At 57.6% G+C, this 13,663-nt stretch carries 12 protein-coding genes; 5 read left to right on the top strand and 7 right to left on the bottom strand.

Annotation, left to right across the window (positions count from 1 at the left end; genetic code table 11):
- Window positions 1–2 precede the first annotated feature (2 nt).
- The gene (locus AC19YS_RS15100) at window positions 3–311 is read left to right on the top strand and encodes a hypothetical protein (protein WP_153425878.1); all 309 of its coding nucleotides are present in this window, start codon (window positions 3–5) and stop codon (window positions 309–311) included.
- 10 nt (window positions 312–321) lie between these two features.
- Entirely contained in the window at window positions 322–1,878 is a 1,557-nt protein-coding gene (locus AC19YS_RS15095) for a conjugal transfer protein TraG N-terminal domain-containing protein (protein WP_070413458.1), read from the top strand.
- An 8-nt stretch (window positions 1,879–1,886) separates the two neighbouring features.
- Here the strand turns inward: AC19YS_RS15095 and AC19YS_RS15090 are convergent, their stop codons facing one another.
- On the bottom strand, window positions 1,887–2,252 hold the full coding sequence (locus AC19YS_RS15090) for a DUF3742 family protein (RefSeq protein ID WP_078466835.1): 366 nt from the start codon (window positions 2,250–2,252) through the stop codon (window positions 1,887–1,889).
- A gap of 457 nt (window positions 2,253–2,709) precedes the next feature.
- Between AC19YS_RS15090 and AC19YS_RS15085 the strand changes: the two genes are divergently transcribed.
- Together AC19YS_RS15085 and AC19YS_RS15080 are read left to right on the top strand one after the other, a co-directional pair.
- Complete coding sequence (locus tag AC19YS_RS15085; RefSeq protein WP_070413457.1) at window positions 2,710–3,039, top strand: hypothetical protein; 330 nt, start codon at window positions 2,710–2,712, stop codon at window positions 3,037–3,039.
- Window positions 3,040–3,169: 130 nt separating this feature from the next.
- Window positions 3,170–4,129, top strand: coding sequence for an ArdC family protein (locus tag AC19YS_RS15080; protein ID WP_070413456.1), 960 nt, complete (start codon window positions 3,170–3,172; stop codon window positions 4,127–4,129).
- Between the two features lie 137 nt (window positions 4,130–4,266).
- On the opposite strand, the gene AC19YS_RS15075 is transcribed toward AC19YS_RS15080, so the two are convergent.
- Window positions 4,267–4,464 (bottom strand): DUF7740 domain-containing protein, encoded by a 198-nt coding sequence (locus AC19YS_RS15075; RefSeq protein ID WP_007901093.1) that lies wholly within the window; start codon window positions 4,462–4,464, stop codon window positions 4,267–4,269.
- A 224-nt stretch (window positions 4,465–4,688) separates the two neighbouring features.
- Between AC19YS_RS15075 and mobH the strand changes: the two genes are divergently transcribed.
- A complete protein-coding gene (mobH, locus tag AC19YS_RS15070) occupies window positions 4,689–6,413 on the top strand; it encodes a MobH family relaxase (RefSeq protein WP_070413455.1) in 1,725 nt (574 codons plus the stop codon).
- A 748-nt stretch (window positions 6,414–7,161) separates the two neighbouring features.
- On the opposite strand, the gene lpdA is transcribed toward mobH, so the two are convergent.
- The 5 genes from lpdA to AC19YS_RS15045 all read right to left on the bottom strand — a co-directional run bounded on the left by lpdA (window position 7,162) and on the right by AC19YS_RS15045 (window position 13,372).
- Complete coding sequence (gene lpdA / locus AC19YS_RS15065; RefSeq protein ID WP_078466836.1) at window positions 7,162–8,553, bottom strand: dihydrolipoyl dehydrogenase; 1,392 nt, start codon at window positions 8,551–8,553, stop codon at window positions 7,162–7,164.
- 10 nt (window positions 8,554–8,563) lie between these two features.
- A complete protein-coding gene (locus AC19YS_RS15060; RefSeq protein WP_070413453.1) occupies window positions 8,564–9,793 on the bottom strand; it encodes a pyruvate dehydrogenase complex dihydrolipoamide acetyltransferase in 1,230 nt (409 codons plus the stop codon).
- Window positions 9,793–10,266: a VOC family protein gene (locus AC19YS_RS15055; RefSeq protein WP_285680344.1), complete on the bottom strand. Its 474-nt coding sequence runs from the start codon at window positions 10,264–10,266 to the stop codon at window positions 9,793–9,795. The genes AC19YS_RS15060 and AC19YS_RS15055 overlap by 1 nt, the downstream gene beginning before the upstream one ends.
- 8 nt (window positions 10,267–10,274) lie before the next feature.
- A complete protein-coding gene (locus AC19YS_RS15050) occupies window positions 10,275–12,467 on the bottom strand; it encodes an alpha-ketoacid dehydrogenase subunit alpha/beta (protein WP_070413452.1) in 2,193 nt (730 codons plus the stop codon).
- A gap of 62 nt (window positions 12,468–12,529) precedes the next feature.
- The gene (locus tag AC19YS_RS15045) at window positions 12,530–13,372 is read right to left on the bottom strand and encodes an SDR family NAD(P)-dependent oxidoreductase (RefSeq protein ID WP_078466837.1); all 843 of its coding nucleotides are present in this window, start codon (window positions 13,370–13,372) and stop codon (window positions 12,530–12,532) included.
- Between the last annotated feature and the right edge of the window lie 291 nt (window positions 13,373–13,663).

Below are 13,663 nucleotides of genomic sequence, written 5' to 3'. Positions count from 1 at the left end.
CCATGAAACGCTCACCGCTATTCACTCTGCGTTCAGGTCTGGGGATTGCCGTGCTGATGATCCTGACCGCCGCACTGGTGGCCTGGATCGGCCGTACTGCGCTGGGCAGTTTCGAGGCACGGCAGCAGGCAATCGAATCCGTACGACCTTATCTGCGGTGGTGGCGCGCCCTGCTCTACGACGCCCTCTTTGCGCTCTGGTGGGATCTGCTTCGGCGCTACCGACATCGACCCCAGGATCGACTGCGCGTGAAACGCATCGGGACATTAGGGCTCTTGCTCTTTACCTGCGTCGAGCTCACTCGATTGTGAGGTCACCACCATGCTCATGAGCACCAACAGCTACCTGGAGTTTTACCTCTCCCTGCTGGCCTGGATCATCAACAACGGTATCTGGAACGTCATGTCCGATACTGGACTATTCGCTGCGCCCTTCGGCGCGATCATCTTGCAAGAGTGGTTGTCGGCCCGTCAGCAAGGCGCGGATGAAGGCAACAAAGGATTGCTCTCGGTACCTCGAATCGAGAACCGGCTTTGGCTGGCCTACATTGTCGTATTGTTCGGCTGCGCGCCGGTCTTTCCGCTAAACCTCGCTTCAATGGCGTTTGATGATGCAGCGAGCCAACGCTGCGGTGTCAGCGTGGCCAAGCCAGCAGAAACTGCCTGGGGCACCACGTTCAACACCATCGGCGAACGCTCTGCAAACGTGCCAATCTGGTGGTTTCTGGTGCACGCCCTGAGCAAAGGAGTGACCGCAGCGGCCACCGCGGCCATCCCCTGCGCACCGGATATCCGACAGATGCGCATGGAGATCGACAGTTCTCGCATCGATAACCAGGTATTGCTACAGGAAGTCGCCGACTTCACTCGCGACTGCTACGGCTATTCCCGCTCTCGACTTTTCACCAACCGTCCTCAGTTGGACAAGGCACAAAGTCACGATGCGTCCTGGATCGGCTCACGCTATTTTCTCGACACGCCGGGCTACTACGACACCGATCGCTCACGGACACCGCGAGTCAGTTGGCCCTATGATGAAACCCGAGATACTTCCTTGCCACGGTTGGAGAATGGCGCGGGCTACCCCACTTGCAGACAGTGGTGGAGTGAAAACGGTGTCGGGTTGCGCGAGCGCTTGATCGAGCAGGTCGATCCTTCGCTGCTGACTCAACTGAAAGGTTGGTTGACGGGCCGTTCAAGCAACGAGATCGAAGATGCCACCCTGCGTGAGCTGGTCAGCCCGCGCCAGCAATCGCTGTCCATGTCGCCCGGACAGGTGTACCAAGACTACGGCTCCAGCGCTCGTGGCGGTTCGATCAATCAGGGGCTCAATAACCTGGCCACCAATACCGGGTTGGCCCTCGGCTCCTTCAGCAACTTCCCGGCAATGAATGCACTACGCGCAGCCTTGCCGATGGTGCAGGCGTTCCTGATCATGGGCATCATCATCAGCTTGCCGCTGATCCTGCTGGTCAGTACCTATCAGTTGAAGACCGTCATGACCGTGACGTTCGCGCTGTTCACCTTACACATGCTGACCTTCTGGTGGGAACTGGCGCGTTGGGTCGACTCCAGCATGCTCGATACCCTGTACAACCAGGTTTCGGCTTCCAATCAGGTGCTGTTGTCGCTGCCCACATCCGGGTTTATGGATGGGACTGTCACCGCGCAGGTGATCGAGTACGTGATGGGGGCGATGTTCATCGTGCTGCCGATGGTTTTTCTAGCCACCATGAGTTGGGCCGGATATAGCGTAGGTTCAGGCGTAGAAGGAATGTTCAGCAGGGGAACCCACGCAGCACAGACAGCGAGCTCTAACGGAACCTCTCAGTTGATGAGCGGTGCAAGAATTGTTTCGGGTAAATCGAGCTCAAAATAACCAAGAGGCTACTTCAGAGAACCCCATTTATCGTACCGCTCAGGCCAAGACGTTCTATGCATTGGATCATCGAGATCGTCAATACCTGGAGTGTCTGAATCTTGAATTGGGATAGCTGCTAATACGACGATTGTGCACATCAGCACAAATAACCAGAAGCTGACAAAAAGAAATACTCCGAGCAGAGCCAACTTGGCAGTCAGAAAACTCGCGCGAACAAGAAATTTACCTGCGGGCATACCTACCGTCTCCGCACGCTCAACCACGCGGGATTCAAACGTTTTCAACCTACGGTAACCACGCTTCACCGACATACCACAGACGTGCGCCCAGCGGTGGGCACGTGAACGCTGAACAGGTTGCTGAATCGGCATGGTCTCGCCCTCTTCTGAGCGTTTTCATGGTTGAGACAAGAGCAATAGCGTACTACTGAAATCGGCCGGCGTCTGACCGTTTATCAGTTTGCCCCAGCCGAAAAATCTTCACTGGAAGACAGAAGACAAGCTCCGTGAAACAGCGTCTCTACAGTCATTGACCCATACAAATCGTCCAGTTAAATACAAGGTACGGATCGCTGTTATCGACAGCACTTTCCCAGGTAGTCAGAACCTTCAAGGCTACGTCACTTCGATGATGGTTCTTCCCCAAGTGCGATTAGCGTTCGGTAGCTCGCACGGTCACCGTTTCTACGGTGATGAACGCCTACTGCTCTTCTGAGCGTCTTCCGAGCCCCGCTCGTCAGGAAAACCCTCTTGATTTTCTTCAACCCACTGCGGGGAAATCTTTTCCCGCACGGGACAGGTTTCTTCGCGTTTTCAACGGAGACATACCATGCCCGACTCACTTACACCGGAAACACTGAACACCCTTCGGTTGCCCATCGTGTTCACACCTGGCGCATGGCAACGCGCAGTACAGCTCGAGCGTTCAGATCACGCGGGGAAGCTGCAGATCGATCGGTTGAGCCACGTATTGCGCGCAGCCTTCGAAGCCCACCTGGCCTATCCACAAAAGCCCTATGTGCTGTTCGAGGTAGTCCACATTGAACCAACCGATCACTTCGACCACGACCCGTTGCTGCAATTGAGTCTCAGCCTACTCCAAGAACCGGGTCAGTCTGGTGCCTTACTGATAGCGCTTGCAGGAGAACACCAGCGCTAAGCGCAATGGGCGGCGCCCACCTCCACACTCGGACGCCATGCAAGACCTGCATCAATCCAGCCCATCACCCAACCGGGGAACCCTCCCCGACGGGCACGGAGTTCCTCCGTTTTCTCTCGAGGAAATTGCCATGCGCGATATCTACCAAGACGTAACTGACAAGATCGTTACCGCGTTAGACCAAGGCGTTGCTCCCTGGATCAAACCCTGGTCCTCAAGTGGCTCAGCTTACATCGGTCATCAACCCTACCCCATCAACGCCATCACGCGACGTCCGTATTCGGGCATCAATTTACCGCTGCTCTGGGCCGAGGCCAGTTTGCAGGGGTTTACTCAGGATCGTTGGCTAACCTTCAACCAAGCCAAAAAAGCCGGTGGGCACATCCGTAAGGGTGAGCACAGCACTCTGGCTGTGCTCTACAAGCCTATGGAGCGCGAGGAACAGACTGAGTCAGGCCAACCCGTACTCGATGAAAACGGTCAGCCCAAGGTCGCTCACTTTGGCATTCTCAGGACGCATTTTTTGTTCAACATCGAGCAAACGGAAGGGCTCGAAACGTTCAACGAAACCTTGCTCGAAGCGTGCCCGACCGCCCCCTTCCTAGCCAACAGTGCTGCAGAAAATCTGCTTTTAAGTACTGGCGCACACATCGTTCATCGGCCTGCCGACGAAGCCTTTTACCACCCGATCAGGGATCTCATCCAACTGCCGACAAAAGCGCAATTTCACGATGAAGGTGGGTACTACGCCACCGCACTGCACGAGCTGACGCACTGGACCGGACATCTTTCTCGGCTGCAGCGCGAGGGTGTGACCTCATCCTGTCCGTTCGGCTCGCCAGGCTACGCGTTTGAGGAGTTGATCGCCGAGATGGGCGCTGCTTTTTTATGCGCTTACGCTGGCATTCAGGGAGAGCTGCGGCATGAGGGTTACATCGACTCCTGGCTCAGCCTGCTCAAAGCAGACAAGCGTGCGATCTTTCGCGCCAGTGGCCAAGCCCGAAGCGCCTCGGAATATGTACTCAACCTGGATCAGCAACTGAAGCAAGCGGTCTTGGATGACTCACTGTGCATGAACGACGTCGCTTAATTGTTACCCCACCACTGCAAACGCTTCACAGGGCCCAACGCGAGTTGAGCCCTTTTTTCTGTTTCCAGAAAACAGACAGCATCATACGGCGGGCCCATCACGCAAAGAATAAGAGAGGGGCGCACACCCGCAGCCTGTCATTCCGCATCCAGATTCTGCGCCAGAAAATCCACCAGCTCGAGCGGACTCCGGCTGTCGATCACCTTGTAGATCAGATCGCGTTTACTGCGCGGCAACTTCTTGACCACGCTCTTCGCTGAAGCCCTGACGGCTTCGTCGGTCCCATGGATACGTGCCGCGAGCAGCAGCACGAGCGTGGCGTCAGTAAGGTTCATGGCAAGACCCAAAAAATAGGCACCGCAGTGTACCGACTCTTTTCTTTTTCGTACCAGCCCCCCAACAAAACGAAGCCTAGCAGTATCGGTATTCCGATTGCCGCACAAAGGGACACGAGCCAAAAAGGACGGGTAAGGGTTGGAAGGGAATGGGGACTCAAGGGTAAGAGCGCTATCCGAAAAGGCGAAAAGGCCACTGACCCACCCACCTTCTGGAGGTCACAATGCTCAGTCTGTTTCGCCGCAAAAGGCAGAAGCCCCCTCCGCTACTGATCGTGAGCGTCGCCGAAGGCTTCCTGCCCATCGAGTCGGCCCACAGCTTGTTAGCAGCAGAGCACCGCCGTCAGTTGCTCGATCGCATCTGGCAATACACTGCCCTCTCCCACGTCCAATTCACCCAACTCTATTTAAATCCAATTCATCGCTACGCCGAACAAGTCCAGCAACTCCCGGCCAGCGAGACGCACCACCATGCTTATCTCGGCGGCATGCTCGACCATGGCCTGGAGCTGGTCGCTTGCAGTTTGAAACTGCGTCAGTCGTATCTGCTTCCCACCGGTGCTGCGCCCGAAGACCAAGCCGCCCAGACTGACGCCTGGTCCGCGGGCATCGCCTATGGCGCCCTGCTGCATGATATAGGCAAGATTGCCGTGGACCTGCTGGTCGAACGCCAGGATGGCCGTGTTTGGCATCCTTGGCAGGGCTCCCTGGATCAGCCCTACCGTTTTCGTTACATCAAGGGTCGTGACTACCACCTGCACGGCGCCGCCGCAGGCTTGCTCTACACCCACATTCTCGACCGCCCAATCCTCGATTGGCTCAGTGGATTTCCGCCACTGTGGGCCAGTCTGCTGTATGTCCTGGCGGGCCAGTACGAACGTGCCGGCGTTCTCGGTGAGTTGGTGATGCAGGCCGACCGTGTTTCCACCGCGCAGAACATCGGTGGCAACCCGAAGAAGGCACTCCTGGCCCCGACGCATTCGCTGCAACATCACTTGATCACCGGACTACGTCATCTGGTTCAGCACGAGCTGAAACTCAACCAGCCGGGTGCCGCGGGATGGCTGACCCAGGACGCCCTCTGGCTGGTCAGCAAGACGGTCACGGACAAGCTACGAGCCTATCTGCTGTCGCAATCGATTGAAGGCATTCCTTCGTCCAACCTAGCGGTGTTCGACGAGCTGCAGTCGCATGGGCTGGTCGAGTCCACCCCGGAAGGTAAAGCCATCTGGACCGCGCTTGTGGCACAGGGAAATTGGCAGCAGAGTTTCACCTTTCTGCGCCTTCAACCAGCACTGATTTGGGGAAACGAAGACCGGCCCGAGGCTTTCAGCGGAACGGTTAGCATTGCAGCCCATGACCACTCAACTGACACCCAGATACCAACACCAGCGCCCGAGACAGTCAGTGCACGATCAGGTCAAAGCCAACCGCAGCCGGATCCCACGGCGCTAGAGGATGCCGATTACCTCGGCACGCTGCTGGACATGTTCGAGTTGGAAGAGCCTGAGGCCAGTGACGCACCGTCAGAAAGCGCTCTCGAAACTTCAACCCTCCCTTCGGATAACCCAGGCCAAGCTTTCTTGGATTGGGTCAAGGAGGGTATTCAGAGTCACAAGCTGATCATCAATGACAGCAAGGCCAAGGTTCACACGGTGGGCGGTACCGCGTTCCTGGTCACCCCCGGAATTTTCCAGCGCTATGTCCAGGAATTTCCAGGTATCGCCCACGGTGCGAACGACGGCGTCGACGAGTGGCGCTGGGTACAGAAACAGTTTGAGAAACTGAAGGTCCATCGAAAGCGTGACAACGGTCTGAATATCTGGGCTTGCCAAGTACGAGGACCCAGGAAGAAAACCATCCTGAAGGGGTATCTGATTGAGGATCCAACGCGCTTTTTTGAATTGATACCGCCTGATAATTCTTTTCTCAATATCGAAACAAATTAAATTTCCAGAGTGCCCATTTATCGGAGGTTAAAAGCCAATCGGCCATTTGGCAGCGGATATGTTCGAAGCGCTGAACACCCGCTGCACGGACATTGTCCATTCTTATCCAATTACAAACCCAGCATGTGAGTAGATCCTTCATCGCCGATTGGACTCGAAGAAACGGTATTTCGAGGTTACCAACGAGTTGCTCGAAGAGTTCATCGCCAAGCTTCATGAGGTAAGTGTCAAGCTTTACGAAGTCCTCGCCATCATGAAGCTAGAACTGGGCGACTGAGCGCCTATCATCTGCCCTCACTAACGTACCCGAACGTCAAGCGGGATCAAAGTTTTGGCGACCACGGCGGCGTGCCCGCTCCATTACTGTTGGGATATTCTGCCTGGAGACCTTCGCGCAAGATGTGATTGCTCCCGTGACCAGCCCACATGCCAAGCGAGCTTCATCCCGAAGCAACGCCCATCCCTGCCAAGGAGTGCACTATGCCAGCCAATTACCCTCCGGAGTGGTTTCAGATGGGGGACTTCCGGCGGCGTCGACTATTAGCCTGATGCGACTCACTAAATCATAGCCTGCCCCTTCCTGTGGCCGCGAGCTTGGTTATTGCGGACTATGTCGATCCCCCTACCCTGGCCAGGCGACTCCCTGACTGAAATCCGCAAAGCATGCAGCCGGGCCGAAGTATTCTCGGCGTCCGCCGACCATACACGACCCGACCTCCTAGCTCGTCACTCAGACCAGGATAAAAACTCAGATATGCAGAGTTCGTTCGTATGCTGCCAGCACGGCTTCATGCATGGCTTCAGACATCGTCGGGTGCGGCAGGATACTTTCGATCAGTTCGGCTTCGGTAGTCTCCAGGCCCCGAGCGATGGCATAGCCCTGAATCATCTCGGTGACCTCCTCGCCAACCATGTGGGCGCCCAGCAATTCGCCGCTGTCAGCGTCGAACACAACCTTGACGAAGCCCTCCGTGGCCCCCATCGCAATCGCCTTGCCATTGGCCGCGAATGGAAACTTGCCGACCTTGAGCGTCTTGCCAGCAGTGCGAGCCTGGGCCTCGGTGTAACCGACGCTGGCGATTTGCGGGTAGCTGTAAGTACAGGCTGGCACGCTGCGGGGATCCAAGGGATGGGGGTTCTGGCCGGCGATCTTCTCGACACAGATCACTGCTTCGTGGCTGGCCTTATGCGCAAGCCATGGAGCTCCCGCCAGATCGCCGATCGCGTAAACACCCGGCTCGCCCGTGCGGCAGAACTCATCCACCAGCACATGGGTGTGCTGTACTTTGATCTTGGTCCCTTCCAACCCCAGGTCGTCGACATTGCCAACAATACCTGCAGCCACTAGCACCACGTCTGCCTGCAGGGTCTCATTGCTCTTGCCTTCAAGGTGCAGATGCACCGTGCCCTGCTCCACTTTGCTGCTTTTGAGAGCACAGCCGGTGTGTAGGTGGATACCGTCCCGAATCAGGGCCTTTGCCACATGGGCACTGACCTCTTGGTCCTCCACCGGGAGAATCCGATCGGCCATTTCCACCACGCTCACCTGCGCGCCAAGAGCGTGATAGAAACTGGCGAATTCGATACCGATCGCGCCAGCGCCAACGATCACCAGCCGTTTGGGTACGCTTTCCGGCACCAGTGCCTGACGATAGGTCCAGAAGTGCTTGCCGTCCGGCTCCATGCCTGGCAGCCCGCGCGCCCGCGCTCCGGTTGCCAGAATGATGTGCGGTGCGCTCAAGCTGAGATCACCCTGCTCCCCGGACACTTTCACTTGCTGGGGCCCATCTAGCCGTGCATGTCCATTGAATACCTGGACGCGGTGCTTTTTCATCAGCCCACTGACGCCCCGGTTCAACTGGGTCGCGACATCGCGGGACCGCTTCACGATAGCCTTCAAGTCAGGTTTGGCGGAACCGACCTCGATACCAAAGCTGGCCGCACTGCCGATCAGACGCAGCACGTCGGCACTGCGCAACAGGGCCTTGGTAGGAATGCAGCCCCAGTTCAGACAGACCCCACCCAACTGCGCTTTTTCCACTACCGCCGTGCGCAGACCCAACTGGCTGGCACGGATGGCCGCCACGTAACCACCAGGCCCCCCACCGACGACGATTACATCGAATTTCACTTCACTCATGGAACATCCCTCAAATCAGCATACCCAGCGGGTTTTCCATCAGGCCCTTGAACGCTGCCAGCCATTGGGCCGCCAGCGCTCCGTCCACTGCTCGATGATCTACTGAAAGGGTGCAACACAACACCGAACCAACGCGCAGTTCACCATTTTCAACCACTGGCTTTTTCTGGGTCGCGCCCACCGCCAGAATGGCTGCGTGGGGTGGATTGATGATGGCGCTAAACTGCTCGACGCCGAACATCCCCAGGTTACTGATGGTGAAACTGCCGCCCTGGTATTCCTCGGGGCGCAGACGTCCATCGCGGGCCCGTCCGGCCAACTCCACCACATCCGCGCTAATTTGCGAAAGCGCCTTACTGTCGGCATTACGCACTACCGGTGTGATCAGGCCGTTATCGGTGGACACCGCTACGCAGACATCCGCGTGGTGGTAGCGCCGCAACGCCGTTTCGGTCCAGGTCACATTCATCTCCGGAACCTGTCGGAGGGCGACTGCAACCGCCTTGACGATGAAGTCGTTGATTGAAATCTTTCTCGGCGCTTTCTGGTTGACCTGCTCGCGCAGGGTAAGCAACGCCTCCATCCGGCATTCCACCTCGAGATAGAAATGCGGCACTGTGGACTTGCTCTCGACCAAGCGGCGAGCGATAGTCTTACGCATGCTGCTGTGCGGGACTTCCTCAAAGTCGACGGCCGATATCGAAGGTTCAACGGCTGCGGACGCAAGGCTAGCGACGGCGACCGCTACGGCCTCGACGTCGCGCTTGACGATTCGCCCATTCGGACCGCTGCCCTTGAGAGTCGTCAGTTCAAGCCCCATGGCCGCTGCCAGACGGCGCGCCAGAGGACTTGCGAAGATTCGCCCGTTGTTGCGCGCGTCAACTACCGGCGTCTTATCAGCCCGGGACTGAAGTTCAGGTGCGTCCTCTATTACCGACTCATTGGCCGCCGACAGCGCACCGGCCTTTGCAAGCAGTTCGTCGATATCTACATCGGTTTCGCCTCTGGCAAACAGCACCCCAATCGGCGCGCCCACTTCCACTTCGCGTCCCGGTTCGACCAGGATCTTGCCAAGCACCGCTTCTTCTTCAGCAGTCAACTCGACCAGCGCCTTTTCGGTTTCGATCTCGGCGATGCAGTCTCCGGTGTTGAACGCGTCGCCTTCCTTGAGGGTCCAGTTCTGGATCGCGGCGTGGGTCGTATTGGCCGACACCTCGGGCATATGTAAGAGCTTGGCCATCAGGCACTCCGGTCGTTAAACAAGTCTGGACGGTAGGCGGCGATATCAGCGTACTCGACCAATTCCAGCACGTTGCCTTCCGGGTCCCGGCAGAACAGCGCCTTCACATCAGGACGCAGCTGGATCGGCACGTCGCCGGCGAAGAAGCTCGCGCCGGCATTTTTCAGCTCGTTTACTAGGCTTGAAATGTCTTCCACGATGAATGTCAGGTAGCTCGCATTTTGGCGGTCCAGGATCAACCCCTGCTCGTGGTGGGTCGGGGTGCGCTCTGGCGCCAGCAGCTTGATGCGTTCGCCGTAGGGCGTCTGCAGACGCATTACGCTGTAGCCGCCTTCACTCAAGCCCACCTGTTGCGCGGCGGAGGCCGGCATTTGCACCTGGGCGACAAAGGTAAAACCCAGCACGTCCTGATAGAAACGACTGAGGGCAGGAAGATCGACGCAGCAAATTCCTACCTCCATTGGTACCAGCATCTTTACGCTCATTGGTGTGCCCCTTTTTCGCGGATGACCAGTTGCAGGCCTTCGATGACTTCCTCGGTACGCGCGCAAGCGGCACGTTCCAGGACTTTAGAAATACTCGGCGAGCCTTCGCCTCCGGTCACGCGCTGGATCGGCTGGTCAAGCCAGTCAAAGCAACGGCGCTGCAGTTCGTCCGCAAGCCAACCACCATAGGACGTACCCCGAGCCCCCTGCTCGACAATCAGCACGTTGTTGGTCTTGCGGATACTCGCCTCAACCGTGGTCCAGTCAAAGCTGGCGCGGTCGAGAAAACGCAGGTCAATGACTTCGGCATCTATGCCAGTCTGTTCTACCGCTTCCATAGAGTGTCCTACCATGCTCAAGTACGTGAGGATGGTCAGTTCACGACCTTCACGGCGCACGGCTGCTGTGCCGAACGGGATCTGATAGTCCAGGTCATCCACCGGCACTTCACCGCTCTGGCTGTACAGGTCGACGTGCTCGATCACTAACACCGGGTCTTTGCAGGCCAGCGCGGCATTCATCAAGCCGATGTAGTCGAACGGCGTGGAAGCCGCAACAATGCGCCATCCAGGATTGGTCACGTAGATACCGGCCGGGTCCATGGAGTGCTGCGAACCATAACCTGTGCCCATGGCGATCTTGGTGCGCAGCACCAAGGGGACGTCGCTTTGCCCGCCGAACATATGCCGAGCCTTGCCGATCTGGTTGAACACCTGGTCGGCGGCGACCCACATGAAGTCGGGGTACATGAACTCCACTACTGGTTTAAATCGTCCATCCAAGGCCATGCCACCACCCAATCCGCAGAAGGCGTTCTCGCTGATGGGGGTGCCGAGGATGCGCTCTGGAAAAAGCTCTTTCAGACCGCGGGTAGCGCCGTTGGTGCCACCTTTGAGACGGTGAACGTCTTCCCCCATGACGACGATACTGTCATCAGCTTCCATGCGCCGGTTCATAACGTCGGCGATAGCATCGATAAACTTGCGCTGCTCCAGGCTGCCACGATAGCTCGCCTGCTCACAGGTGTGGGCATCGGCCAACTCGCTTAAGTCGCCACGAATACCCACATCACGAAAATCAGGCGAAGGCCACAACTGAGGTCTAATCCTCCGCTTGCCTGGTTTGCCTGCGGGGTCAGCTTCCAGCAGTGCGGCAGCCGATTGGGCCATTGCCAACTTGACGGCTTCACGCAGGTCGGCCAAGCCGGCATCGTCGATCAACTTGCGCTCTTTCATTTCCCGGGCCAACCGCTCCAGGGGATCACGGGCGCGCCAGCCCTGCTCTTCTTCCTTGCTGCGGTAGCCGAATGCGCTGCCGGGGAATGGACCGTTCTGATGGAAAAACCGGTACACATCGGCCTCGATGATGGTCGGACCGTTACCGGCGCGCATATGCGTCAGCGCTTGCTGCATGGCCAAATAAACTGCCAGCGGATCCATGCCGTCGACTTTCCAGCTCGGGATATTGAAGCCCTGCCCACGTGCCGACAGTCGCGGCTCGGCGGTGGCTTCCTCAACCGTGGTGGAGACCGCGTATAGGTTGTTCTCGATGAAAAAGCAGAGCGGCAATTTCCAGGCCGCCGCCAGGTTCATGGTCTCCAGCACCGAACCGATGTTCACTGCGCCGTCACCGAAGTAGGTGATGGCTACGGTATCGGTGCCGGCATGCCGATGTGCCCAGGCGGCACCCGCCGCAAGTGGCACGCCACCACCGACGATGGCGTTGGTCCCCAGCGCACCGGCCTCAGCCCACTGCAGGTGCATGGAGCCGCCACGGCCTTTGCAGAATCCCTGGGACAAGCCCAGAATTTCCGCCAGGGTACGTTGCAGCAGATCCTGGATGGGGGCTGTTACAGGTACTTTCGGATCAATTCCATCAGGCATCAGGTATACCAGTGCCTTGGCCAGGAATTGGTGATGACCACGGTGCGAACCATTGACTTCATCCGCAGCGCCCAGGGCGACAATCGAACCCACCGCGCCTCCTTCCTGACCGATACTCGAATGCGCAGGACCATGCACCAAGCCTTCACCGGCTAATTCAAGGACGGTCTCCTCGAAGGCACGGATCAAGTGCAACTGGCTGAGCATGGTACCCAGCAACGCAGGGGAGGCCTGCTTCCAGTCGGCGTCAGTGGAACTGAGCTCGACCCACGGCGAGGCCGACGATAAGGCAACACTTTTCGGCATTTCACTTCTCCACAATGGTTCAAATCGACAGGCTACGGCGGACCGGCAAAACGAAGGGCAAGTTAGAAACCATTGGCGGTCCAACCGCCGTCCGACACGTAAATCTGCCCGGTGATGAAGGTTGCGCTGCTGGATGCGAGGAAAAGCGCCAGTTCTGCCATCTCGCCAGGTTCGCCGAGGCGTTGCAGCGGTGTACGCTTGCGCAGAGCCTCGACGTCCAGGCGTCCGGCCCGCTGCAGTTCATCCACCAGCGGCGTGCGGGTATAACCAGGGCCGATGGCGTTCATGCGGATACCGTGCCGGGCCCATTCCACCGCCAGACACTTAGTCATGGAGACCACGGCGGCCTTGGTCGCACAGTACGCTGTGCGGTCAGCGGAGTGAGAAACCCCCCACATCGACGAGGTGTTGATGATTACGCCAGCCTGCTGGTCGATCATGTACCGAGCCGCCGCCTGGGCGCAGAAAAACACACTGTTGAAGTTGATCTCGATAGCCCGTCGCCATTCGGCGGGTGTGATATCCAGGGATGGCTTGTTGATCGACACCCCCGCGTTGTTGAGCAAGACATCAATGCGCCCGAAACACGCCTTAGCGTGAGCGAAGGCGGCCTCTACAGCCGCTTCATCGGTGACTGACGCCTGAAAACATTCGACACGGGTCGTCGGGAAACGATGCTGCAACGTGATCTTGGCGTCTGTCATGGACTGGTCATTGATGTCAATCAGCAGCAGGTGCGCGCCATTACGGGCAAAACCTTCGGCCAGGGCCAGGCCAATACCGCTGCCGCCACCGGTAACCACGACCACCTTGTCTCGGATTCCGGAGTAAGCGCTGTGCTGGAAAACGGCTGAATGGTGCTCGGACTGTTCGGGCGTAGCGGGAGTGTGATCTGTATGGGACATGATGTTCTCACTTGTTATTATTTATGGTCATACATCTTTAGTTACTTGTCAGACCAGTTATCAAAAATAACTCTCAGCCTGGGGTATGTCAAAGTGTTTTGCTGAAAAAATATCGCCCCACCAGCCAGATCGGCTCCAGGCGCATCGATGTGTAGCTGCAGGACAGAATGGCCTGCGGCCCTTGACACCGAAAAGCGAAGCCTCCTACTATCCTGTCAGACAACAATAAAATATGTCAGACAGGTTAGTATTATGAGTCCTATTAGAGCGCTGTTGCGCACACTGGCTTCA

The sequence above is a fragment of the Pseudomonas sp. MF08831 genome, from assembly GCF_059862645.1.
This window is presented reverse-complemented; position numbering and strand designations above follow the sequence as displayed.

Bases quoted from the DNA above. Each gene is read 5' to 3' on its own strand.
- AC19YS_RS15095 (WP_070413458.1), top strand. From the start codon at position 322: ATGCTCATGAGCACCAACAGCTACCTGGAGTTTTACCTCTCCCTGCTG.
- mobH (WP_070413455.1), top strand. From the start codon at position 4,689: ATGCTCAGTCTGTTTCGCCGCAAAAGGCAGAAGCCCCCTCCGCTACTG.
- AC19YS_RS15090 (WP_078466835.1), bottom strand. From the start codon at position 2,252: ATGCCGATTCAGCAACCTGTTCAGCGTTCACGTGCCCACCGCTGGGCG.
- AC19YS_RS15060 (WP_070413453.1), bottom strand. From the start codon at position 9,793: ATGGCCAAGCTCTTACATATGCCCGAGGTGTCGGCCAATACGACCCAC.
- lpdA (WP_078466836.1), bottom strand. From the start codon at position 8,553: ATGAGTGAAGTGAAATTCGATGTAATCGTCGTCGGTGGGGGGCCTGGT.
- AC19YS_RS15085 (WP_070413457.1), top strand. From the start codon at position 2,710: ATGCCCGACTCACTTACACCGGAAACACTGAACACCCTTCGGTTGCCC.
- AC19YS_RS15100 (WP_153425878.1), top strand. From the start codon at position 3: ATGAAACGCTCACCGCTATTCACTCTGCGTTCAGGTCTGGGGATTGCC.
- AC19YS_RS15055 (WP_285680344.1), bottom strand. From the start codon at position 10,266: ATGCTGGTACCAATGGAGGTAGGAATTTGCTGCGTCGATCTTCCTGCC.
- AC19YS_RS15045 (WP_078466837.1), bottom strand. From the start codon at position 13,372: ATGTCCCATACAGATCACACTCCCGCTACGCCCGAACAGTCCGAGCAC.
- AC19YS_RS15050 (WP_070413452.1), bottom strand. From the start codon at position 12,467: ATGCCGAAAAGTGTTGCCTTATCGTCGGCCTCGCCGTGGGTCGAGCTC.
- AC19YS_RS15080 (WP_070413456.1), top strand. From the start codon at position 3,170: ATGCGCGATATCTACCAAGACGTAACTGACAAGATCGTTACCGCGTTA.
- AC19YS_RS15075 (WP_007901093.1), bottom strand. From the start codon at position 4,464: ATGAACCTTACTGACGCCACGCTCGTGCTGCTGCTCGCGGCACGTATC.